This window comes from Actinoplanes awajinensis subsp. mycoplanecinus, from assembly GCF_001509495.1.
Lineage (GTDB): Bacteria > Actinomycetota > Actinomycetes > Mycobacteriales > Micromonosporaceae > Actinoplanes > Actinoplanes palleronii.
Genome location: NZ_LLZH01000097.1, coordinates 122613 through 143525, shown reverse-complemented (window position 1 = coordinate 143525; position 20913 = coordinate 122613). Strand labels below are relative to the sequence as shown.

22 protein-coding genes are annotated in these 20913 nt (G+C 70.1%); 5 read left to right on the top strand and 17 right to left on the bottom strand.

Translation table 11 applies throughout. From position 1 onward, the window contains the following. The first annotated feature begins 3 nt into the window (after positions 1–3). Positions 4–897: a carbohydrate kinase family protein gene (locus ADL15_RS13900; RefSeq protein WP_067689456.1), complete on the top strand. Its 894-nt coding sequence runs from the start codon at positions 4–6 to the stop codon at positions 895–897. A gap of 16 nt (positions 898–913) precedes the next feature. Here the strand turns inward: ADL15_RS13900 and ADL15_RS13895 are convergent, their stop codons facing one another. Then, the gene (locus tag ADL15_RS13895) at positions 914–1309 is read right to left on the bottom strand and encodes a DUF3099 domain-containing protein (RefSeq protein ID WP_067689453.1); all 396 of its coding nucleotides are present in this window, start codon (positions 1307–1309) and stop codon (positions 914–916) included. Positions 1310–1369: 60 nt separating this feature from the next. Further along, positions 1370–1945, bottom strand: coding sequence for an HhH-GPD-type base excision DNA repair protein (locus ADL15_RS13890; RefSeq protein WP_067689450.1), 576 nt, complete (start codon positions 1943–1945; stop codon positions 1370–1372). Positions 1946–2056: 111 nt separating this feature from the next. Here ADL15_RS13890 and ADL15_RS13885 point away from each other — a divergent pair, with 111 nt between their 5' ends. Together ADL15_RS13885 and ADL15_RS13880 are read left to right on the top strand one after the other, a co-directional pair. Then, positions 2057–2473, top strand: a complete 417-nt coding sequence (locus ADL15_RS13885; RefSeq protein WP_067689800.1) for a prevent-host-death protein — start codon at positions 2057–2059, stop codon at positions 2471–2473. Then, complete coding sequence (locus tag ADL15_RS13880; protein ID WP_067689447.1) at positions 2470–2895, top strand: cytotoxic translational repressor of toxin-antitoxin stability system; 426 nt, start codon at positions 2470–2472, stop codon at positions 2893–2895. Before ADL15_RS13885 ends, ADL15_RS13880 begins: the two co-directional genes overlap by 4 nt. Before the next feature lie 28 nt (positions 2896–2923). Here the strand turns inward: ADL15_RS13880 and ADL15_RS13875 are convergent, their stop codons facing one another. The 12 genes from ADL15_RS13875 to ADL15_RS13820 form a co-directional block, all read right to left on the bottom strand. Then, positions 2924–3436: a GAF domain-containing protein gene (locus tag ADL15_RS13875; protein ID WP_067689445.1), complete on the bottom strand. Its 513-nt coding sequence runs from the start codon at positions 3434–3436 to the stop codon at positions 2924–2926. A 2-nt stretch (positions 3437–3438) separates the two neighbouring features. Further along, positions 3439–3711 (bottom strand): hypothetical protein, encoded by a 273-nt coding sequence (locus ADL15_RS13870; RefSeq protein WP_067689442.1) that lies wholly within the window; start codon positions 3709–3711, stop codon positions 3439–3441. 18 nt (positions 3712–3729) lie between these two features. Beyond that, entirely contained in the window at positions 3730–4719 is a 990-nt protein-coding gene (locus tag ADL15_RS13865) for a methyl-accepting chemotaxis protein (RefSeq protein WP_232344080.1), read from the bottom strand. Positions 4720–4806: 87 nt separating this feature from the next. After that, positions 4807–5178 (bottom strand): response regulator, encoded by a 372-nt coding sequence (locus ADL15_RS13860; RefSeq protein WP_067689437.1) that lies wholly within the window; start codon positions 5176–5178, stop codon positions 4807–4809. Continuing rightward, on the bottom strand, positions 5175–5450 hold the full coding sequence (locus ADL15_RS13855) for a hypothetical protein (RefSeq protein WP_067689435.1): 276 nt from the start codon (positions 5448–5450) through the stop codon (positions 5175–5177). The genes ADL15_RS13860 and ADL15_RS13855 overlap by 4 nt, the downstream gene beginning before the upstream one ends. Next, positions 5431–7800: a chemotaxis protein CheA gene (locus ADL15_RS13850; RefSeq protein WP_067689433.1), complete on the bottom strand. Its 2370-nt coding sequence runs from the start codon at positions 7798–7800 to the stop codon at positions 5431–5433. Before ADL15_RS13850 ends, ADL15_RS13855 begins: the two co-directional genes overlap by 20 nt. Next, on the bottom strand, positions 7797–8195 hold the full coding sequence (locus ADL15_RS13845; protein ID WP_067689431.1) for a response regulator: 399 nt from the start codon (positions 8193–8195) through the stop codon (positions 7797–7799). The genes ADL15_RS13850 and ADL15_RS13845 overlap by 4 nt, the downstream gene beginning before the upstream one ends. Then, complete coding sequence (locus ADL15_RS13840) at positions 8195–9058, bottom strand: CheR family methyltransferase (protein ID WP_067689798.1); 864 nt, start codon at positions 9056–9058, stop codon at positions 8195–8197. The genes ADL15_RS13845 and ADL15_RS13840 overlap by 1 nt, the downstream gene beginning before the upstream one ends. Beyond that, the gene (locus ADL15_RS13835; RefSeq protein ID WP_067689429.1) at positions 9055–9690 is read right to left on the bottom strand and encodes a HEAT repeat domain-containing protein; all 636 of its coding nucleotides are present in this window, start codon (positions 9688–9690) and stop codon (positions 9055–9057) included. Before ADL15_RS13835 ends, ADL15_RS13840 begins: the two co-directional genes overlap by 4 nt. A 22-nt stretch (positions 9691–9712) precedes the next feature. Continuing rightward, positions 9713–10804: a chemotaxis-specific protein-glutamate methyltransferase CheB gene (gene cheB, locus ADL15_RS13830; RefSeq protein ID WP_067689427.1), complete on the bottom strand. Its 1092-nt coding sequence runs from the start codon at positions 10802–10804 to the stop codon at positions 9713–9715. 11 nt (positions 10805–10815) lie between these two features. Further along, positions 10816–12366, bottom strand: a complete 1551-nt coding sequence (locus tag ADL15_RS13825) for a chemotaxis protein CheW (RefSeq protein ID WP_067689795.1) — start codon at positions 12364–12366, stop codon at positions 10816–10818. 24 nt (positions 12367–12390) lie between these two features. Further along, positions 12391–14280 (bottom strand): methyl-accepting chemotaxis protein, encoded by a 1890-nt coding sequence (locus ADL15_RS13820; RefSeq protein ID WP_232344079.1) that lies wholly within the window; start codon positions 14278–14280, stop codon positions 12391–12393. Between the two features lie 294 nt (positions 14281–14574). On the opposite strand from ADL15_RS13820, the gene dtd reads away from it, so the two are divergent. After that, positions 14575–14997, top strand: coding sequence for a D-aminoacyl-tRNA deacylase (gene dtd / locus ADL15_RS13815; protein ID WP_067689421.1), 423 nt, complete (start codon positions 14575–14577; stop codon positions 14995–14997). On the opposite strand, the gene ADL15_RS13810 is transcribed toward dtd, so the two are convergent. Together ADL15_RS13810 and ADL15_RS13805 are read right to left on the bottom strand one after the other, a co-directional pair. Beyond that, positions 14998–16305, bottom strand: coding sequence for a phospholipase D-like domain-containing protein (locus ADL15_RS13810; RefSeq protein WP_067689418.1), 1308 nt, complete (start codon positions 16303–16305; stop codon positions 14998–15000). A 47-nt stretch (positions 16306–16352) separates the two neighbouring features. Beyond that, entirely contained in the window at positions 16353–17141 is a 789-nt protein-coding gene (locus ADL15_RS13805) for a sporulation protein (RefSeq protein ID WP_067689790.1), read from the bottom strand. Positions 17142–17388: 247 nt separating this feature from the next. Here ADL15_RS13805 and ADL15_RS13800 point away from each other — a divergent pair, with 247 nt between their 5' ends. Next, the gene (locus ADL15_RS13800) at positions 17389–18315 is read left to right on the top strand and encodes a sigma-70 family RNA polymerase sigma factor (protein WP_067689784.1); all 927 of its coding nucleotides are present in this window, start codon (positions 17389–17391) and stop codon (positions 18313–18315) included. A 45-nt stretch (positions 18316–18360) separates the two neighbouring features. Here ADL15_RS13800 and ADL15_RS13795 read toward each other — a convergent pair whose 3' ends face one another. Continuing rightward, on the bottom strand, positions 18361–20910 hold the full coding sequence (locus ADL15_RS13795) for a bifunctional acetate--CoA ligase family protein/GNAT family N-acetyltransferase (protein WP_067689415.1): 2550 nt from the start codon (positions 20908–20910) through the stop codon (positions 18361–18363). Positions 20911–20913: the final 3 nt, after the last annotated feature.

The following is a 20913-nucleotide window of genomic DNA, read 5'->3' as shown; positions in this document are numbered from 1 at the left end:
TCGATGGGCGCCGTGATCGTCGTCGGTGACCTGGTCACCGACGTGCTGGTCGAGTACGACGGGCCGATCCGGCCGGGCACCGACACCGCCGCCGCCATCCGGGTGAGCGGCGGGGGCCAGGCGGCCAACACGGCCGCCTGGCTGGCGCACGCCGGGCAGGCGACCGTCCTGGTGGCCGCGGTCGGCGACGACCAGGCCGGGCGGGACCGGGTGGCCGAGCTGGTCGCGGCCGGGGTGGGTGACGCGATCCAGGTGCGCCCGGGCGCGGTCACCGGCAGCGTGGTGGTGCTCACCGGCGCCGCCGAACGCACCATGATCACCGATCGGGGCGCCTGCCTGCTGCTCGACCCGGAGCACGTGACCGCGGTGATCGCGGCCGCGGCGCCCGGCAGCCACCTGCACCTCTCCGGGTACCCGCTGCTGCACGCCGGGTCCCGGCCGGCGGGCCTGGCGGCCCTGGCAGCCGCCCGGCGGCACGGACTCACGGTGAGCGTCGACGCGGCGTCCGCTGCCCCGTTGCGCGACGCCGGGGCCGGGGAGTTCCTGGCTTGGGTACGGGAGAGCGACGTGCTGCTCTGCAACGCCGACGAGGCCGACGTGCTGGCCGGGCCGGGCACCGCCGCCGAGCAGGCCGGGCGGCTGACCGCGCAGGTCCGGTACGCGGTGGTGAAGCAGGGCGCCGGTGGCGCGGTGTGGGCCGGGCGGGACGGCTCGGCCGGTGCGGCGCCGGCGCTGGACGTACCGGTGAAGGATCCGACCGGCGCCGGTGACGCCTTCGCCGCGGGCCTGCTCACCGCGTGGTTGTCCGGCGCGGACCCGGTGGCCGCGCTCCGGTCCGGTGCGGTGCTCGGCGCCGCAGCCGTCCAGTGGATCGGCGCCCGCCCGCGCCCTTCGTGAGACGGGGCGGTGCGGCTCAGGCCGGCCGGTGCCGCTCGGCGCCGGTCGGCTCGACCACCTCGGCGTCGATGACGATCGGCGCGACGGGCTCGGGCGTGGCGGACAGTCCGGCGAGCGTCTCCTGCCGCTGGTGCTCCCGGGCGGCCGCGTCGGCGGCCCGCTCGGCCTTGGTCTTCGGCGCCCGGTCGTTGGCGATCAGCACCGCGGCCCAGGGCAGGAAGACCATGCCGGCCGCGCAGAGCGTCAGCCAGAGCGGCAGCCATGGCGGTCTCAGGCTGGCCAGCACGCCACCGAGGATCAGGCAGCCGACCCGGGCGCTCATCATCGTCACGTAGCGGAACTCCCGGCTACGGAGTTGATCGCTGGGGCTGCGCGCGGCGTCGGTGATGACCACCGAGGGCGGCTTCTTCACAGGGCACTCCCGTTCGACTCCGCCATCCTCGCACCGGCCGGGCCGAAGTGCCCACCCGGACTAGGACTTGGTGGCTTTCGCCTCGGCTTTCGCGGCCTTCTTGTACTCACGCACCTTGGTCAGCGAGGCGTCGTCGACGATGTCGGCAACCGATCGGTACGCGCCCTCGCCGCCGTACCCGCCGGCGGCCTCGCGCCAGCCGGTCGGCTGGACACCACACTGCTTGCCGAGCAGCGCCACGAAGATCTGCGCCTTCTGCTGGCCGAAACCGGGCAGCGCGACGATCCGCTGGTACAGCTCGGCGCCGGTCGGCACGTCCCGCCAGAGCGCGGCGACGTCACCGTCGTACCGGTCGGCGATCACCCGGCAGACCTCCTGGACCCGGGTGGCCATCGCCTTCGGGAACCGGTGCAGGGCCGGCGGGGTGGCGAAGAACTCGAGCAGGGCGGCCGGGTCGAAGTCGGCCAGCTCGGTCGCGGTCGGCTCGTGACCCAGCCGCTGCACCAGCACGAGCGGCGAGGTGAACGCCTTCTCCATGGTGATCTGCTGGTCCAGGACCAGCCCGAGCAGGACCGCCAGCGAGCTCCGGTCCAGCAGCGCGTTGGCCTCGGCGGGAATGGGCAGGGAGAACGTCATGCCGCCATCTTCCACCACGAAGGGAGCCACGAAGAGGGCGTACGTCAAGTACCTGACGTACTTGACGTACTTGTCGCGGCGCGGCACGCTTGCGATGGAGGGGGTGGAGTGATGTCGGCGGTTCACTACGAAAGCTACACAGAAGCCCGGACTCACCTGAAGGCTCTGCTGGATGCGGCCGAGCGTGGCCGCGTGGCGACGGTGCGGCGGGACTCCCGGACGACGGCCTTCGTCGATCAGGAGCGCCTGCGGTACTTCCTCGCGGCCGTGACACCCGCGAAAGCCGAGATCGTGGCCGAGGGTGGCGGGTGGTCGGTCTTCATTCCCGGTCTGCCCGTGGCCGCCGACGGCGCGACTGTCGACGAGGCTCTCGACGAAACGGTCGCCGCCCTCCGCGAGTACGCCGAGGATTGGCAGGACCACCTGCTCGACGCGCCCAACCATGCCGCGAATTGGGGGCTGGTCCAGCTGATCTGCCTCAGTGACGACGCTCAACTGCGGGACTGGCTGGTCGGAGCCGGGCGATGACCTGGCCTCAGCCGACCCGCGAGTTGCACGAGAAGTTCTGCACCGTCGAGGGCTGGGAGAACGTCCGCGATGCCCGCGGACGAACCGGAACCCACCACATCACTTACGAACTACGCCTCCGGGACGGCCGCATCCTGCGCACCAGGATCTCCCACCCCGCCGATCGGACCGCCTACGGGCCGCGGATCTGGGCCCATATCCTGCGCGACCAGCTCGACGTCAAGGCCGCCGAGTTCTGGGACTGCGTTCAGGACGGCGTCAAACCGGATCGCGGCATCCCGGAAACCCCGGAGGAGTCACTCCCCCTCGAACTCGTCCACCTGCTCCTCCACCGCGTCGGCCTCACCGAGGCAGAGCTGGCCGCGATGACGAAGGACGAGGCCGTCAACCGCCTGAACCGTTTCTGGGCCGACGGCTCTTGAGACCGGCACGCCGGCACGTCATCGGAGATCAGGGGGCCGGGTCGGCGTGTTCTTCGATGCGGCGGACGGTTTCGTGGGCCATCCGGGTCAGGTATTCGAGGTCGAGGTCGGTGAACTGGCGGCGGCGCAGGTCCAGGGCGCAGAGGGCGCCGACCACGTGGCCGCCGGAGGAGACCAGCGGGGCGCCGATGTATGACCGCATGCCCTCCAGCGTGACCAGCGGGTTGTCCCGGTGCTCCGGGTGGATGGTGAAGTCGGCGACGGCGCGGGCGGCCTGCTCGGTCAGGAACGGGGTGCAGAACGCCCACTCGATCGGGGTGCCGTCCGCCTCGGCGATCCAGTCCGGGACCGGGCCGCAACCGGCCAGGAACACCTGGGCGTCGTCGAGCAGGGCGTCCACCATCGCGAACGGGGTGCCGAGCCGGGTCGAGACCCGCTCCACCACCCCGGTCAGGTACGCCCGCTGCTCGCCCCGGTCCAGGCCGAGCCGGGCCACCTCGCGGAGCCGGTCACGCTCGTACAGCTGCGGGTAGTCCGGCATTCTCACGACGGGCTCGTCCGGGCCAGGGCCTCGTACGTGATCAGCCGGACCTTCAGCGAGCGCGCGGCCACCCGGCTCAGCTCGCCCACCTCCATCACGTGCTCGGCCACCCGTCGCAGATCGGCCGGGCTGGTGACCGGTCGCTGCAGGCCGAGCGACTGCACCGCAAGGTTCCACAGCCCGTCGGCCATCTCCGGGCCGACCAGGTCCGCGAAGGACTTCACGGCGTCCTGCTCGGTCGGCAGCTCGTGGCCGTAATCCTCCATGCCAGGCATCGCGGTGCCTCTTCCTGCTCAGAACAGCTCGATCAGCGGTTCGGTCCCGGTGTGAGTATCCAGGCCGGTCTGCCCGGCATGGGTGGACCGCTGGCGCGACATCACGTGCTTGGCCCGCAGGTCCTCGACCTTGATGGTCCGTTCCCTGACCTCCTCGGCGGTCATCTCCCCGCGGGCGTAGTGCACGACGTCCTCGGCCTCCCGGCGAACGTCACCGACGGCATCCGCCACATGTTCCAACATCTGACGGCTGATGTCCTGGAACTGCACATGACCGACCGCTCCGGTGGTCTCCGCGACCAGCGCGTCCGAGCTCTGCCGCACCTGCTGTGCCGCGTCGATGTTGTTACGCAGGATGCCGCTGACCATCTGTGATGTCGCCCGCTGAGCCACCGCGATGCCGTCCAACCGGCGGGTCATCTCGGTGTCCTCGGTCGGCGGCGGGAAATCCTCGCCCTGGTCGAAGTGGGTGGCGTCGGAGAGCACCCCGTCCAGCTTGGAAGTCAGGTCACGGATGCTGCTGCCGATCCCCTGCGCCGCCTCCGCGGACCGGCGGGCCAGTTTCCGGACCTCGTCGGCGACGACCGAGAAACCCGAACCGGCGTCACCGGCCCGGACCGCCTCGATCAACGCGTTCAGCGCCAGGATGTTCGTCGCGCGGCTGACCTCCTCGATCTGGGAGACGTGCTGGTTCAGATCACGCATCTCGTCCACCAGAGCCCGGATCTGCTGGTCCCGGTGCAGGAAGTAGGAGATCAGGCGCCCGATCACCTGATCGTTGGAGGCCCGCACCTCGTTCCATTCGTTCTCGGTGCGGGTGAGCGTGCCGGCCAGTTCGGATACGTCGCCGGACATCACCTCCGCGAGCCGGTCCACCTTCAGCATCTGCTCGATGATCGCGTACGCGGCGTCACCGGTCTGCTCGATGACGTCCCGCACATGGCCGTCGATCACGTCGCAGTAAGGCGGCACGGGCTCCAGTGCCGCGGCCACCACGTCTGCGCGCATCGTCTCCTCCGCCGGTTCGACGGGATGGTGGGAAAGCCTGTGAAGAAGGCTGGCCATGCGAAACCTCCGTTGGGTGGACCGGACCGGTCAGGCGCCGGGAAGCACCTGTTTGATCACGCCGAGCAGCTGGTCCGGCCCGACCGGCTTGACCAGCCAGCCGGTGGCTCCGGCGCTCTTCGCCTCGGCCCGCTTGGTCTGCTCCGACTCGGTGGTCAACATCAGGATCGGGACGAACCGCATGCCCGGCACCTTGCGCGCCTCACGGGCGAAGGTGATCCCGTCCATCTGTGGCATGTTCACGTCACTGATGATGAGGTTCGGTTTGATCCCCTTGCCTAGTTTGTCCAGTGCCTCCTTGCCGTGGGCCGCGGTCTCCACCGCGTACCCGGCCTTGGTGAGGATCGATTTCAGGCTCATCAGCATGGTCGCGGAGTCGTCGACGAGCATCACGGTGGTCATCTCTCTGCGTTCCCCTGTCGACTCGTGTCCTCGCCGGCCCCGGTGAGCAGCGGCAGCACCTGGGCTGCCAGGAAGGGATCCCTCGGCACTGCGGAAATCTTCGGTTGGAAGAGCATCAGGGCCTGGAGTGCGCCGGTGTGCAGATGGCTGCACTTGCGCAGGCTGACCCGTGGCCGGCTGCAGGATCGCAGCCAGCCGACCAACTGCTCGACCTCGTCGACGGCCACCACACCGACCAGGGTGGCGTTCTCGTCATGCAACTCGAGTGGCAAGGCCGAGCACCTCCCTCATGTTCAACACCAGCAACACCAGTCCGTCGCCGAGCAACGCCGTGCCGGAGAACTCGTCGGCGTAGGCGAGCAGACCCTCCAACGGTTTCAGGATCACGTCGACCTCGCGGTGGAACTGTTCGACGGACAGCCCGATCCGCTGCCCGTTCACCGCCACCACGAGTACCGCGCGATCCCGGTCCGGGTCCGGCGAGCACGGCAACTCCAGGGTCTCGGCCAGGTCGATCACCGGGACCACTTCGTCGCGCATCACCAGCACGTCCTGGTGCAGCACCCGGCCCATCTCGGCGGCCGGCACCCGGACCGTCTCGACCACCAGGTCGACCGGGATGCCGAACCGCTGCCCGGCCACGCTGACCACCATCACCTGGGTGACCGCCATGGAGAGCGGTAACCGCAGCCGGGTGGTGGTGCCCGCGCCGAACACCGAGTTCATGACGACGGTGCCGCCGAGCTTCTCCACACTGGCCCGGACCGCGTCCATCCCGACGCCCCGTCCGGAGAGTTCGGAGATCTGGTCCGCGGTCGAGAATCCCGGCCGGAACACCAGGTTGACCGCTTCACGGTCGCTCAGCGACTCCAGTTCCTCCTCGGAGATCAAGCCTTTTTCGTACGCCTTCCGCCGGACTCGCGCCGGGTCCACGCCGCGACCGTCGTCGGAGACCTCCACCAGCACCGCGTCACCGTCGGCGACCGCGGACAGGGTGAGCCGGGCGGTTGCCGGCTTGCCGGCGGTGATCCGCTCCGCGGGCGTCTCGATACCGTGGTCCAGGCTGTTGCGCACCAGGTGCACCAGGGGGTCACCGAGCGCTTCGATGACGTCCTTGTCGGCCATGGTCTCGGCGCCCTCGGTGACCAGCTCGATGGTCTTGCCGAGTCGCCGGCTCAGATCCCGGACGAGCCGGGGGAACCGGCTGAAGGCGACCGACAGCGGTAGCATCCGGATATCCATCACGGCCGTCTGGAGTTCCTCGGCGATCCGGTGCAGACCGGCGTACTGATCCTTGATCCGGCGGCTGAACACGCGGCTGCCGAACTCCTCCTCCGCGGCGTCGGCCAGGAAGGTCAGTCCGTTCTTGGCCACGTTCAGCTCGCCGACCAGCTCCATCAGGCGGTCGACCTTCTCCTGGTCGACCTTGAGTACCCGGGTGCCGACCTGGCCACCCGGATCGTCGGCACGCCCGGCCTGATCGCCGGGTTCCGGTTCGGCGGCGGGCGGGACCGCCAGCGCCACCGTCACCGGATGCTGAAGCCCTGGTGGCTCGACAGCCGGCTCCACCGGGGCGCGGCCGAGCACGCCCTCCACCGCGGCGTTCACCACCTCGCAGTCGGCATCGGTCAGGTCCAGCGGCACGCCGAGGGCCCGGGCCGCCGCGGTGACCGATCCGATCAGGGCGGCCAGCTGGGTGCCGACCGGCTCGCCGACGGTCAGCGTGCGGTGCGCGGCGGTGAGCACCGCCCGGGCGTCGGCGGCCAGTTCGGCATCGACGTGCAGAGCCTCGGGATCCTGGCGCAACTCGGGGGCGGACGCCTCGTCCTCGCCGTCCAGATGACGGCGCATCGTGGCGGCGTCGAGCTCGACGATGGTGATCTGGTCGGGGACGTAGCGGAAGAGGTGTTCGAGCTCGCCGACCGCGGCCCGGGTGGCGAGCACGAAGGTGAGCAAGCAGACGTACTCGTCGTACTCCTCCGTCGAGGGCCAGACCTCCGGGCGGACCACGGCGAGCTTGTCCAGGGCGGGCACCTGCCGGATCAGGTGGAGCGGATCCTCGGCCCGGAAGAAGCAGTCCTGGTCCGGCCGGTAGCAGACGAATCGCAGGGTGGCCGACGTGGTGGCCAGCCAGTTCGCGGTATCGAGCAGCCATTCGGCACCGAGCGCGTCGAGCCACTCGGGCGCCCGGTCGACCGGGCGTACCGGTGCGGTCTTCTCCTCGTGCACCGTCGGCTCGCCGCCCAGCGGCGCCCGCAGCGTGGTGATCAATCCGGCGGCGTCCCGTCCGGCCGTGGCCGGCAGACGTTCGTGCACGGTGACGTGGGCCAGCCAGCCGCGGATCAGGTCGAACGTGGCCAACAGGTCGTCAGCCATGCCGGAGTTCAGCGCCAGCCGGCCGCTGCGCACCGCGTCCAGCAGATCCTCGGCAGCGTGGGTGAGCCGGGTCAGCTCCGGGAAGTCGAAGAGCCCGGACGACCCTTTGAAGGTGTGCGCGGCCCGGAACACCTCGTTCACCAGTTCCGGGTCGCCGGGTTTGCGCTCCAGTTGGAGCAGGCCGTCGTCGACCGCGACGAGCAGATCGTTCGCCTCGGCGAGGAACTGGGCCAGCAGCGGGTTCATGCCGCCTGTCCCCTTCCGGCGGTGAGCATCGTGGCGACCCGGACCAGTCGCTCCGCGTCGACCGGTTTGACCAGGTAGAGATTGGCGCCCGCCTGGTACGCGCGATCGGCGTCCCCGGGTTGGTCCTCGGTGCTGATCATCAGCACCGGGGCGGCCGTGCCGACGATCTCCGAGCGCAACGTCTCCACACAGGTGTAACCGTCCATCTTCGGCATGTTCACATCCATCAGGAACAGGTCGAACCGGTTGGCCAGCGCCGCCTCCACCGCCTCCAGCCCGTTCTCCGCCTCGGTCACCTCGAAGCCCGCGTCACTGAGCAGGGAGGCGTGATAGAGGCGCACGGTAGCCGCGTCGTCGACGACGAGCACCCGGGGATGCGCGGATTCTGAGGTCATCACGTGGCTCCCGCCGGTCGTTGGTAGACGATGCCTTCCGGCAAGCGGGTCGGAGTGAAGATCGGTGAGATCCGGCTCATCGACTCGGAGTGCCCGAGGAAGAGATAGCCGCCGGGACGCAGGGCGCTGTACAGGTTCTCGGCGGCCCGGCGGCTGGACAGCTCGTCGAAATAGATCAGTACGTTGCGGCAGAAGATCACGTCGAAGTCGCGGAACGCGCGCATCGCCGCGGTGTCGCAGATGTTCATCTGGTGCAGGGTGATCGCGTCGCGGATGCTCTGGTCGACCTGGTAGGAGCCGCCACCGACCGGGACGAAGTGCCTTGTCAACCAGTCCGTCGGCACCCGGTGCAGGGCACGCACGCCGTAGCTGGCGTGTGCGGCCTTGGCCAGCACGGCGCTGTCGATGTCGGCACCGTGGATCTCCACGTCCACGCGGTCGATCTGGTCCCACTCCTCGAGCAGGCGCAGCGCGATCGAGTACGGCTCCTCGCCCGTCGAGCAGGGCAGGGAAAGGATCTTCACGGGTCCGGCCATCCGGGCCGGGTCGCCCCGGGCCGCCAGGATCCGCGGCAGCACCGCGCTGAGCAGTGCGTCGAACTGATAGTCCTCGCGCAGGAAATAGGTCTCGTTGACGGTGAGCTGGTTGATCAGTTCCTGCAGCATGTCCGGCTTGCCGCTGGTCCGGAGCGCGGCGAACCAGTGCGGGAACGTGTCGTACCGGGAGTTGCGGACGCAGTTGTCGATCCGCTTGTCGACGAAGTACCGCTTGGCCGGAGTGAAATGGATGCCGGTGTGCCGGTAGAAGTAATCGGTGAACCGCCCGAAATCGACATCGGACAGGCCCCCGGCGGCTCGGATCATGGTCGCCACCACGCCGTACCGGCCAGCGGCGGCAGGCTCATCCGGGCCGCGAAGCTCAGGAACGGGTCGTTGGGGAAGCGGCGCGCGGCGGCTTCGATGACCGGTGCGTGCATCACGGTGGCACCCTCCAGCAGCGCACCGATCGCGGCGGCCACCACGTTCGGATCGGGATCTTCGGAGATCATCTGGACCAGCCAGGGCTGGGCGGCCGCCTGCGGCAGCCCGGCGAGCACCACCACGGTCATGAGCCGTACGTCCCGGTCCGGCGCCGCGAGCAGGCTGGGCAGCAACGCCGGCACCGAGCCGGTCATGGTGGACAGTGCCTCGGCCACCGCGGTCCGCAGGTCGGCCTCGTCGCTGGCCAGATGGACCGCCAGGCCGGCGGCCACGCGCTCGGTGTCCTGCGCGGCCAGGGTGGTCAGCACCGCGACCCGGACCCGGTGGTCAGCCTCCCGTCCGAGCCTGGCCAGCAGGTCGGGCACCACCTCCGGCACACCGGCGAGGTCCATCGCGGCCTCCCGGCGCCGTTCCGGGTCCTGGTCGTCCAGGCACCGGAGCAGTTCGACGGATGAGGAACTCGCCGGGCGCACCTCCGCGAGCGGAGCGGGAGCCCGATTACCTACCAATCCCATGACGAACACCCTTTCCGCGCAGTCAGCGCACCCAGTCGGCCAGCCGGTCGGCGATCTCGTATGCGGGCAGTACCGCGGTGGCCCCGCCCCGGCGGGTCAGCTCACCGGGCATGCCCCAGACCACGGCGGTCTCCTCGGCCTCGGCGATGGTCCGGCCGCCGGCCGCCGCCACCGCGGCCATCTCGGTCGCGCCGTCGTCGCCCATCCCGGTCAGCAGCACGCACACCAGCCGGCTCGGGTCGACGTACCGGCTGGCCGAGGCGACCATCCGGTCCACGCTGGGATGCCAGCGGTGCTCCGGACCGGCCGGCACCGATTTCACGATCAATCCATCGGTACGCTTGGCCACCAGCACATCGGCCCCGCCCCGTCCGATGTAGATGTTGCCGCGGCGAACCGTCATGATCCGGTCCACCTCGTGCACCCGCAGCGCGCAGACGTCGTCCAGCCGACGGGCCAGCGCCGCGGTGAACGTGGCCGGGATGTGCTGTGCCAGCAGCACCGGTGCGCCAAGCGTCGCGGGCAGCCGGGGAAGCAAGTCGGAGAGCACCGCCGGACCACCGGTGGACGAGCCGATCAGCACCAGGTCGACCAGACCGGCCCGGCTCGGCTCCCGGCGGGGCGGCGCCTTCACGCCGGTCGCACCCGGACCCGGGTCGGCGGCCCGCTGGCTCTGCGCCCGGATCCGGGCGGTCAGCCCGCTGACCCGGTTCAACTTCGCCCGGGCCGCGATCCGGACCTTGCGCACCAGTTCGGCGGCGACCTCGTCGATGTTGAGCGAGACGGTGCCGCCCGGCTTGGGCACGTAGTCCACCGCGCCCAGCTCCAACGCCTCCAGCGTGGCCAGGGTGTTGTGATCGGTCAGCGAGGAGACCATGACCACCGGGGTGGGAGACCGCTCCATGATCTGGGCCAGGCAGGTGAGCCCGTCCATCTCCGGCATGTTCACGTCCAGGGTGACCACATCGGGGTGGATCCGCTCCAACTGCTCCAGGGCGTCCACCCCGTTGCGGGCGGTGTGCACCTCGAAATCGCCGGCATCGGTGAGCATGCCCTTGAGCGCCCGGCGCATCAGCGCCGAGTCGTCCACCACCAGAACCGATATGACGGGCATCGGAGATCCCGTCAGCGGCCGGCGAGGGCCTCGTCGGCCGTCGCCTCGCAGAGCTCGGCCGCTGCCGCGGCCTGGTCGGCCGCGAGTAGTTGATCCACCTGTACGAGCAGGAGCATGCGCTTCTGATCGGGCAGGTTGGCCACCCGGGAGACCACTCTGGCCTGCTCCGCGGACAGCTCCGGTGCCGGTTCCAGCACCTCGCGCCCGACCCTGGCCACCTCGGCCACCGCGTCGACGATGAACCCGGTCCGGGCACCCCCGATGATCATCACGACGATCCGCTGCTGTTCGTCCCGTTCGGCACGGCTCAGGCCCAGCCGGGTCCGCAGGTCGACCACCGGCAGCACGGTGCCGCGCAGGTTCACCAGGCCCTCCACGAAGGCGAACGATTTCGGGACCCGGATCAGCACCTCCGGAACCCGGATGATCTCCTGGACCGCGTCGACGTCGACCGCGTACTCCTCGTCGTCCAGCCGGAACACGACGAACAGTTCCTCGTCCCCGCGGCCGTCGTCGACCTCGCCACGCTCGGCAGCCATCGTCTGATCGTCCTCCCGACATTCGGCGATCTCGTCGCGCACCTCGGGGGAGTCGAACATCCGGCTCACGCTGAGCACCGAGACCAGCCGCCGACCCTCCTCCAGCCGGCAGACCGATTCGACCTCGGTCTTGCGACCTTCCCGGGCCATCAGGGTGGGCAGCGGGGCGACCAGGTGCTGAGGCACCCGCAGCACCTCGCGCACGGTGTCCATCACCATGCCCACCACGCCGCCCTCCAGCGAGACCACGACGATCCGGTTCTGCGGTTCCAAGGGGGTGACCGGGAGACCGAACACCCGGCGCATGCTCATCACCGGCAGCAGCCGGCCGCGCAGGTCGATCACGCCGAGTACCCGGTTGCCCGCGTTCGGGACGTGGCTGATCGATTCGGGGGCCTGGACGATCTCCTGCACCTGATCGATCGGCAGGGCGTACTCCTGACCTTCGACCGCGAAGCTGACCAGCTCCAGGGTGTCGTCCCGATCCCCCGTCGGATCCGCCGGACCGGCCACGACCGCGTCCCGGCCGCCCGTGCCCTGCCGCTCGGTCAGACGGGAGAACTGGCTACTGATCAGCTGGTCCACGTCCAGCACCGTGGTCATCGCCCCGCCGTCCGACTTGATCACTCCGACCATCACGTCCGAGCGGACCGTGGCCTGCACGGACTCGGCCGGCTCGACCGCCTGCGGATCGATGCTGATCACGCTGGAGACCCGGTCCACCACAAAGCCGAGCGGTACCCCACCGGCCACCACGATCACGCGGGTGGTCTCGTCGTGCCCGGTCTGCTCCATCGCGCAACACGACCGCAGACTGACTACCGGCAGTACCCGGCCACGCAGGTTGGACAGTCCCTCCAGGGACGGCGGGCCGAGCGGGACCTTCACCACCACGGGCATCCGGATGATCTCCTGGACCCGGCGCATCGGAAAGGCGTACCGCTCCCCTGCCATGTCGAAGGTGACGTAGTCGGCGGTCTCCTCGGTCAGGTCCGGGACCACCTCGTCGATGTCGACGCTCATCAGGGTCATTCCTCCCCGCCGGTCTCAAGCCGCGTTCTGCAGCTCGTCGGCAAGGGCCGCGATCTCCTCGACCGCGGTGGCCAGTTCCTCGGCTCCCTGCGCCTGCTCACGCGCGGCGGCCGAACACTGCCCGGCCAGGTGTTCCGCCTCGGTGGCGGACGAGGCGATCTGCTCCAGACCGATCTTGACCTCGCCGAGCACCTTGGCGATCTCCTCAGCGCCCTCCTTGACCTCGGCGTTACCACTGCGGACCAGCCGCATCTCACGCTCGATCTCCTCCAGCCGGGCGGTGGTGGCCTTCGCCGACTCCGCCTCGGCCAGCGAACGCCGGCTGGTCTCCTCCAGGGCGCTGCGAACCTGGACGATCCGGTCCTGCACCGACTTGACCAGATCCTTGATCCGGTCAGCGTTGTCCGCCGAGTCCCGGGCCAGGTTGCGGATGTCGGTGGAGACCACCGCGAAGCCCTTGCCGAACTCACCGGCTCGGGCCGACTCGACCGAGCCGTTCACGGCGAGCATGTTCGTCTGGATCGAGACGTTCGCGATGGCGTCCACGATCTTGTCGATCCGCCGGGAGATCTGCTCCAGTTCGGTGATCTTCCGGACGTTGTCGATGCCCTCCTGTGCGGACAGGCCGATCGCTTCGATCATCGAGGAGACCGCCGCCTTGTTACCGGCGAGCGATTCCAGGATGACGTCGGAACGCTCCACCGCAGCTCCGCCACGGTCGGCCGAGAGCATGGCGCCCTGCTCGATCTGGCTCACCGCGGTCGCGGTCTGCTCGCCCTTCTCGGCCGCGGTCCGCGCCCCGGTGTTGATCTCTTTGATCGCGATGTCGATCTGGCCGGCTGCCCGGTTGATCTCCTCGACCGCTGCGGAGAGTTCCTCGGCGGCCGACGCCACCTCCTCGGCGCTCTTCGCGATGTCGCTGCTGCTGCGCAGGGTCTCGGCCACCTCGGCCAGCACCTCGGCCGCCTGCTCGCTCTGGCGTAGCGCCTGGGACTGCTGACTCACCGTCTGGAGCGACTGCTCACACGCCGCCGACTGCTGCTCGGCCGCCGCGGCGATCTCCTCGGACCGCTGCTTGGCATTGCCGGCGGCGGTCTTGGCCTGCTGCGCCGTGACGGCCATCTCGGCCGCTCCCGACATGATGATGCCCATGTCGGCCCGGATGGTCTCGAGCTGCGCGGTGATCGTCTTGCCCTTCTCGGCCTCACCCAGGGCGGCTTCCGCGGAGCTCTGCACCGCGCCGGCGATGTCGGTGACCGACTTGCGAACCTCGTCGATCAGATCCCGGATCTGCCGCGCGCTGCGCTCGCTGGTCTCGGCCAGGGTGCGGACCTCGTCGGCGACCACGGCGAACCCCTTGCCGTGCTGCCGCGCCCGGGCCGCTTCGATCGCCGCGTTCAGCGCCAGCAGGTTGGTCTGATCGGCGATGTGCGCCACCGTCTTGACGATCTCGCCGATCTCGTCGGCCTGCTTCTCCAGCTCGGTGATCGTCGCCACCGACTCGGTCTGCCGGGCGGAAGCACTCTCGACATTGGTCAGCAGGCTGACCACCTCGGTCCGCGTGTCGTTCAGCAGGACCTGAAGTGCCTGGCTGAGGTCGGAGACCTGGCGGGTGGTCGACTCCTGACGGTTGACCCGTTCCTCGATCTGGTTCATCGCGCCCAGGCTCTGCTGGGTCGCGCCGGAGGCCTCCTCGGCGCCCGCGGCGATCTGCTGCATCGAGTCGGTGAGCTGCCGGGACGACTCGGCGGCCTGAGCGTTCTGCGCGGAGATCTCCGCGGTGGCCGCCGCGATCCGCTCGGCCGCCTGCTGCTGTTTGGCCACCGAGCGGGCCTGCCTGCGGGTGGCATCGTTGTCCGGCGTTCGCCCGGCCGGGGAGCGCGCCGGGGCGGCGGGCGAGCGCACAGAACGGGCCTGCTCGGCGCTCCGCCCCGTAGTGGTGCTGGTGAGGGGCATAGCTGGTTTCCCGTCTGAGTCCATCGGCGCGGATCGCGCGAGTACTCGTCTTTGGTGGCATCCGGCCACCGCTGGAACCGCAGCGGGAACTCGGTGCTCCGCCAGGGAAAGCCTGGCACTCCCCACCCTCCGGCGAGGGAGTATGCGACTAGTTCGATGCTGGGCCGGCCAGGCGCTCGTCTACCCTTCAGCACCGGCGCCACCGGCAGGGGGCGACCGGGGCGAGAGCGGGAGTGGGGCGGCATGCGGGCTTTGGTGCAGACGGTGAGCCGGGCGAGCGTCACGGTCGACGAGACGATCATCGGCGCGATCACCGACGGCCTGCTGGTGCTGGTCGGGGTCACCCACGACGACACCCCGGCGCTGGCCGCCGAACTCGCCCGAAAGACCTACGAGCTGCGCATCCTGGACGGCGACCGGTCCGCCTCGGACGAGGGCGCGCCGCTGCTGGTGGTCAGTCAGTTCACCCTGTACGGCGACGCGCGCAAGGGCCGCCGCCCGACCTGGAACGCGGCCGCGCCCGCCGAGGTGGCCGAGCCGCTGATCACCGCGTACGTGGAAGCACTTCGCGCCCGGGGAGCGACCGTCGAAACCGGCCGCTTCCGGGCGCACATGCTGGTGGAGAGCGTCAACGTCGGACCGCGGACGATCCTGTTGGAACTCTGATCAGGACGGCGGGATCTTGCCGCTGCAGGTGTCCCGCACCTTGTAGAAGTTCGACAGGTACTGGGCGTGGACGGCCGCGCTGCGTACCCGCACGATCGTCTCGTCCGCGCCGCGCAGCGACGAGAACGTGTAGTTGGCGCTGCCGGTGAAGACCCGCGGGATCTGGTCGTCGTCGTACGCACCGTCGATCAGCGTGTACTTGCTGTGCGGCTTCAGGGTCCGGCCGCTGAACGCCACGCCACAGCTGTGCAGCCCGACGTTGGTGCCGCCGGCCTTCAGCGCGTTGACCACGTTCTCGCTGGTGTACGCGTACGGGTCAGCCGCCGGACCGGCGGCGTAGACGACGTCCACCCAGCAGCCGGCCTTGGCCAGCGCGGCCAGCTTCTTGGCCAGCTCGGTCCGGGAGAAGCCCCAGATCACGACGCGGACGTCGGTCTGGTGGGTCAGCCCGTCCGTCGCGCCCTTGTACGAGCACGTCACCGAGTTCAACACGGAGATCATCGTGTCGGTGGTCGCCTGACCCGGGTTGTCGTCGGTCTCGTGACGCGGGAAGAAGTGCGTCTTGTACGTGTCGTTCGTGGAGCCGGTCTGGTAGTAGTCGTCGTCACCGGTGAGCGACGGCCCGAACTTCTTCTGGTCGTTGAAGTACGTCACGTAGTTCGCGTACGACGCCGCCTCGCTCCAGGTGATCGAGTTGTTGAACGCGGTGTTCGCGTCCCACGTCGTCAGGTTGCCGGACGACTGGAACGTCACGTTGCTCACCGAGGTGCCGTTGTTCAGCACGATCCGGGACGCCAGCAGGAACTTGTTGTGGTTGTACGCCTTGACGGAGTAGACCGTCCGCTTGGCGATGCAACCGGTCTGGTCCCGGCAGAAGAGGATGAACGACGAGGCGGCGGTGTTCGTGCCCAGCTCGCCCTCGAGCGCGAGCCCGGGGTAGATCCGGTTGCCGTCGGCGTCGTCGTACGACCCGTAGTTCAGGATGATCTGCACGTTGACGCCGCGCTGGTGCGCCGCCGTCAACCGTTCGACCAGGTTCGGCGTCTCCGCCGTGTCGGCCTGCCCGGCAGCGCCGGGAGTGCTGAAGTCGAGCCACGACAGGCGCAGCGTCTCACCGGCCGGCACCCGGTCGATGACCCGGGCGATCTGCTGATAGATCGCGTACTGCTGGGTCACCGAACCGGCCGGGTTGTTGAACACCGCCGAGTTGATCACCGGGTCGGGCTCGGCTGCGCTCGCCGGGGACGGCGCGATGGCGACCACCCCGGCGATCAACGGCAGGACAAGAGCGGCGAAGAGCTTCCGCATCAATACATTCCCCCTAGTAAATAAAGATGAGGGGGAATGTTACTTGATCAAAAGAAGAGCCCCCGGCGGGATGCCGCCTGGCGCAGCCAGTTGTCCAGCTGGCCGGTCCAGTCCACCTGGTCGGCGGTCGCGTACTCCACGTCGAAGCTGCCGAACGCGTCGTGGCCCTCGGTGAACATGCCGCCGCGCTTGTCCAGCTCCAGCACCACCTGCAGCTTGTGCGGGGTGGGCAGGAAGGTCAGCTCGAGCTGGTTGATGCCGCTGGCGTACTGGGCCGGCGGGTAGAACTCGATCTCCTGGTAGAACGGCAGCTCCTGCTCGACGCCGTACACCCGGCCGCGCTCCACGTCGGCCTTGTGGAAGCGGAACCCGAGCCGCAGCAGCGCCTCCAGGATCCGCTCCTGCGCCGGAAGCGGGTGCACCTGCACGGCGTCCAGGTCGGACTTGTCCACCGCGCGGGCCACCTCCAGCTCGGTGGCCAGGCCCATCGTCATGCCGTGCAGGTGCTGGCCGTAGACCTCGGTGATCGGGGTCTGCCACGGCACCTCGAACCGGAACGGCACGTCGTGCCGGGCGCCCGGCTCCAGCCGGAACGAGCCGGTCAGCCGCTGCCGGTGGAACTCCTGGTTGGTCTGGTACTCGTTGTCGCCGCTCTCCACCTCGACCCGGGTCATCAGGCCGATCGCGACGTACTCCACGTCGACCGCGTGGTCGCCGCCGAGCACGTGCACCTGACCCTCCAGGAATCCGCCCGGCCGGCAGTTCGGGTTGGTCAACACGGTGTCGACGGACGGCCCGCCCACTCCGAACGCCTGCAACATTCGCTTGAAAACCACGGTCATCTCCTCCTCGGCCCAGCACATTATCTCGGCGCGACAACCGCGAAGCGTCCCTTTCACCCGGGCTTGTCGGCTTGCCGACGTCAGGGTTCTCCCTTATTCATGCCACCTGGACGCTGGCCTCACCTCCGCTTAACGCGGATGCGACGAAGCTTCTCGTCACCGGCACGGAAGTGCGGTAAGGCACGACAAACGGGGGAGGACCCAAGTGGCCCTGGAGACGAAAGCGACGGCTGAGAACATCATGACCGACGAAGTCGAGCCGATGGCCGACCTCGACGCGACGGACGAACGTGGCGTCTCCGCTGACCTGGTCCGGGCGTACCTGAACGGGATCGGTCGCACCCGCCTGCTGACCGCCGTCGAAGAGGTGACCCTCTCCAAGCGGATCGAGGCCGGCCTCTACGCCGAGGAGAAGCTCCCGGCCGCCGACGACGAGCTGGCGCCGCTGCTGCGGGTCATCTCCGCCGAGGGCAAGGCCGCCAAGAACCACCTGCTCGAGGCGAACCTGCGGCTCGTGGTGAGCATCGCGAAGCGGTACACCGGTCGCGGCATGGCCTTCCTCGACCTGATCCAGGAGGGCAACCTCGGCCTGATCCGCGCGGTCAAGTTCTCCACGTACGCCACCTGGTGGATCCGCCAGGCCATCACCCGCGCCATGGCCGACCAGGCCCGCACCATCCGCATCCCGGTGCACATGGTCGAGCAGGTCAACCGGATGGTCCGGGCCCGCCGGGACCTGGCCACCCAGCTCGGCCGGGAGCCCAGCATCGCGGAGATCGCGGTGGCGATGGCGGTGCCGGAGTTCCAGGTCATCGAGCTCATCTCGTACGACCGGGAGCCGGTCAGCCTGGACCAGGCGGTCGGCGAGGACGGCGAGAGCGCCCTCGGTGACTTCGTCGCCGCGGTCGACCCGAACCAGCCCGGCGAGGGTGTCGGCCAGGGCGAGCTGCGCAGCGAGGTGGAGATCGTGCTCGGCACGCTCACCGAGCGGGAGTCCGCGGTGATCCGGCTGCGCTTCGGCCTGGACGACGGCCGCCAGCGCACCCTCGACGAGGTGGGCCGCGAGTTCGGCCTGAGCCGCGAGCGGATCCGCCAGATCGAGAAGGTGACGATGCTCAAGCTGCGTGACCCGGAGCGGGCTTCCCGCCTCGAGGCGTACGCGGTCTGATCTTCTTGACGCAACGCCCCGGCTCTTCACGAGCCGGGGCGTTTCTCATGCGCGCAGGCGTCGCGGGCCGGTGTCCGGGCGCACGCCGTGATCGCCGAACTCGACGGCGGCGTGCAGCACCGAGAAGCCGTCCGGGCGCATCAGTACCGGGTTGAGCAGCAGCGACCGGACCCGTGGGTGCTCGTCGGCGAGCCGGCCCACCCGCAGCAGCAGGTCGATCAGCGCGTCCCGGTCGACCGGGGTGGAGCCGCGGTACCCGTGCAGCAGCGGGGCCGCGCGGGGCTCGTCGACGAGCGCCTCGGCGGCCCGGTCGGTCAGCGGGGCGGCTCGCCAGGCCAGGTCGCCCAGCAGCTCGCTGGCCACGCCACCCAGGCCGAACCCGACCACCGGGCCGAACGCCGGATCCTCGACCACCTCGATCACGCACGCCACGCCCGGCGCGACCATGGTCTGCACGAGCACGTCCGGGCCGAAGGTGGCGGCCAGATCGTGGTAGGCCGTGCGTACCGAATCCTCGTCGGCCTGGGCCAGCCGCACCGCGCCGAGGTCGATCCGGTGCCGCAACCCACCGCCTGCCGCCTTGAGCGCGACCGGATAGCCCAGCTCGGCCGCCGCGGCGACCGCTTCGTCCGCGGAGCGGGCGAGGGTCGAGGGGACCACCGGGATCCCGTAGGCCGCCAGCAGCTCCCCCGGGGTCGACGCGGATTCCGCGGCGGCCGCGTCCACGCCGGCCAGCGCCGGCATGACCCCCGGCGGACGACGCAGCCAGTCCGCGTAGTTGACCACCCGGGCCAGCGCGCGGACCGCCTCCTCGACCGACGGATAGGCCGGCACGCGCGGCGGCACCCGGCCGAACACCAGGGTGGCCACCGTCGGCTTCTCGCCGGCCAGGGCGACGCTGGCCAGCGCCACCGCGAAGTCCGCGTCCTCCTCGGTGAGTTGCTGGCCGGGCACGGCCGGGGCGAACACCACCACCAGCGCGTCCACCCGGTCGTCGACAGCGGCGTCGGCGAGCGCGTCGGCCAGGTCGTGCGCGGTGGCGAGCGGGCTCAGGTCGTGCGGATAGCCCTCGGCGATCACCAGCCCGGCCGCCCGGCAGGCGACCTCGGCCAGCGCCGCCAACGCGGACGAATTGCCGACCACTGCCACCCGGCGACCGGCCGGCAGCGGCTGGTGGGCGAGCAGCATCCCGACGTCGAACAGCTCCTGCACGGTGTCCACCCGGATCACCCCGGAGCGGGCGAACAGCGCGGTCACCGCGTGCGCGTCCGGGCCCGGCATGTCACCGGCGAGACCCGGCGGGCGGGTCGCCGAGGCCACCGCGACGACCGGTTTCACCCGGCTCATCCGGCGGGCCAGCCGGGCGAACTTGCGCGGATTGCCGAACGTCTCCAGATAGAGCAGCACCACGTCGGTGCCCGGGTCGTCGCGCCAGTACTGCAGCAGGTCGTTGCCGGAGACGTCGGCCCGGTTGCCGGCCGACACGAAGCTGGACAGGCCCAGGCCACGGCGGTCCGCCTCGGCCAGCAGCGCCACACCGAGCGCGCCGCTCTGCGCGAAGAAACCGACCCGCCCGGCGGCCGGCAGCCGGGGCGCCATGGTGGCGTTCAGCCGGACCTCCGGGTCGGTGTTGGCGATCCCGAAACTGCTCGGGCCGACCACCCGCAACCCGGCCGCGTGTGCGGTTTCGATCAGTGCCCGCTGCTGTCGCGCACCCTCCGGGCCGGCGTCCGCGAACCCGGCCGAACCGATCACCACGCCGCCGGCGCCCGCGGCCGCCGCGTCGGCCAGTGCCTCCGCGACCCGCCCGGCCGGGACCGCGATCACGGCCAGGTCGATGGGTGTTCCGGCATCAGACGCTTTCCGGTACGCGGTGAGCCCGGCGACCCGTTCCGCCGTGGGATGCACCGGGACGATCCCGCCGGTGAAGCCGCCGTCCCGCAGATTGCCGAGTATCGCCGCGCCGATCCCGTGCCCACTCGCACTGGCGCCGTAGATCGCGATGCCGCGCGGGGCGATCAGCCGCGCGATCGACCGGGACTCGGTCAGGTGCTCGCGGGACTCCTGCACCTCACGGGACTTCTCGGTGGGCGCGATCGGGAAACTGAGATGGACCACGCCGTCGGCGTACCGGCGCTGCACCTGATAACCGGAGTCGCCGAAGACCCGCAGCATGCCGCCGTTCTCCGGGAGCACCTCGGCGACGAAGCGGGTCAGGCCGTGGTCGCGGGCCGCGTCGGCGAGGTGCTCGAGCAGCACCGAGCCGATCCCCCGGCCCTGCTGGGCGTCCTCCACCACGAACGCGACCTCGGCCTCCGGTGAGTCCGGGCCGAGACGTTCGTACCGGCCGACCGAGGTGATCCGGCCGTCGGCGGCGACCGTCACGAACGCCTCCCGGTCGCGGTGGTCGACGTTGACGAACCGCTGCAGGTCACGTTCCGGAATTCGCGGGTAGGGCGAGAAGTACCGCAGGTACCGGGTGCGGTCGCTCATCCGGGAGTGGAACTCGACGATGGCCGGAGCGTCCTCGGGGCGGATCCGCCGCAGGTGCACGGCGGTGCCGTCGGCCAGTAGGACGTCTGCGCTGCGCTCCATGGC

Coding starts and splice junctions, on each gene's coding strand:
- ADL15_RS13900 (WP_067689456.1), top strand. CDS start 4: ATGGGCGCCGTGATCGTCGTCGGTGACCTGGTCACCGACGTGCTGGTC.
- ADL15_RS13890 (WP_067689450.1), bottom strand. CDS start 1,945: ATGACGTTCTCCCTGCCCATTCCCGCCGAGGCCAACGCGCTGCTGGAC.
- ADL15_RS13885 (WP_067689800.1), top strand. CDS start 2,057: ATGTCGGCGGTTCACTACGAAAGCTACACAGAAGCCCGGACTCACCTG.
- ADL15_RS13880 (WP_067689447.1), top strand. CDS start 2,470: ATGACCTGGCCTCAGCCGACCCGCGAGTTGCACGAGAAGTTCTGCACC.
- ADL15_RS13875 (WP_067689445.1), bottom strand. CDS start 3,436: ATGCCGGACTACCCGCAGCTGTACGAGCGTGACCGGCTCCGCGAGGTG.
- ADL15_RS13870 (WP_067689442.1), bottom strand. CDS start 3,711: ATGCCTGGCATGGAGGATTACGGCCACGAGCTGCCGACCGAGCAGGAC.
- ADL15_RS13865 (WP_232344080.1), bottom strand. CDS start 4,719: ATGCGCGCAGACGTGGTGGCCGCGGCACTGGAGCCCGTGCCGCCTTAC.
- ADL15_RS13860 (WP_067689437.1), bottom strand. CDS start 5,178: ATGACCACCGTGATGCTCGTCGACGACTCCGCGACCATGCTGATGAGC.
- ADL15_RS13850 (WP_067689433.1), bottom strand. CDS start 7,800: ATGAACCCGCTGCTGGCCCAGTTCCTCGCCGAGGCGAACGATCTGCTC.
- ADL15_RS13845 (WP_067689431.1), bottom strand. CDS start 8,195: ATGACCTCAGAATCCGCGCATCCCCGGGTGCTCGTCGTCGACGACGCG.
- ADL15_RS13840 (WP_067689798.1), bottom strand. CDS start 9,058: ATGATCCGAGCCGCCGGGGGCCTGTCCGATGTCGATTTCGGGCGGTTC.
- ADL15_RS13835 (WP_067689429.1), bottom strand. CDS start 9,690: ATGGGATTGGTAGGTAATCGGGCTCCCGCTCCGCTCGCGGAGGTGCGC.
- cheB (WP_067689427.1), bottom strand. CDS start 10,804: ATGCCCGTCATATCGGTTCTGGTGGTGGACGACTCGGCGCTGATGCGC.
- ADL15_RS13825 (WP_067689795.1), bottom strand. CDS start 12,366: ATGAGCGTCGACATCGACGAGGTGGTCCCGGACCTGACCGAGGAGACC.
- dtd (WP_067689421.1), top strand. CDS start 14,575: ATGCGGGCTTTGGTGCAGACGGTGAGCCGGGCGAGCGTCACGGTCGAC.
- ADL15_RS13810 (WP_067689418.1), bottom strand. CDS start 16,305: ATGCGGAAGCTCTTCGCCGCTCTTGTCCTGCCGTTGATCGCCGGGGTG.
- ADL15_RS13800 (WP_067689784.1), top strand. CDS start 17,389: ATGACCGACGAAGTCGAGCCGATGGCCGACCTCGACGCGACGGACGAA.
- ADL15_RS13795 (WP_067689415.1), bottom strand. CDS start 20,910: ATGGAGCGCAGCGCAGACGTCCTACTGGCCGACGGCACCGCCGTGCAC.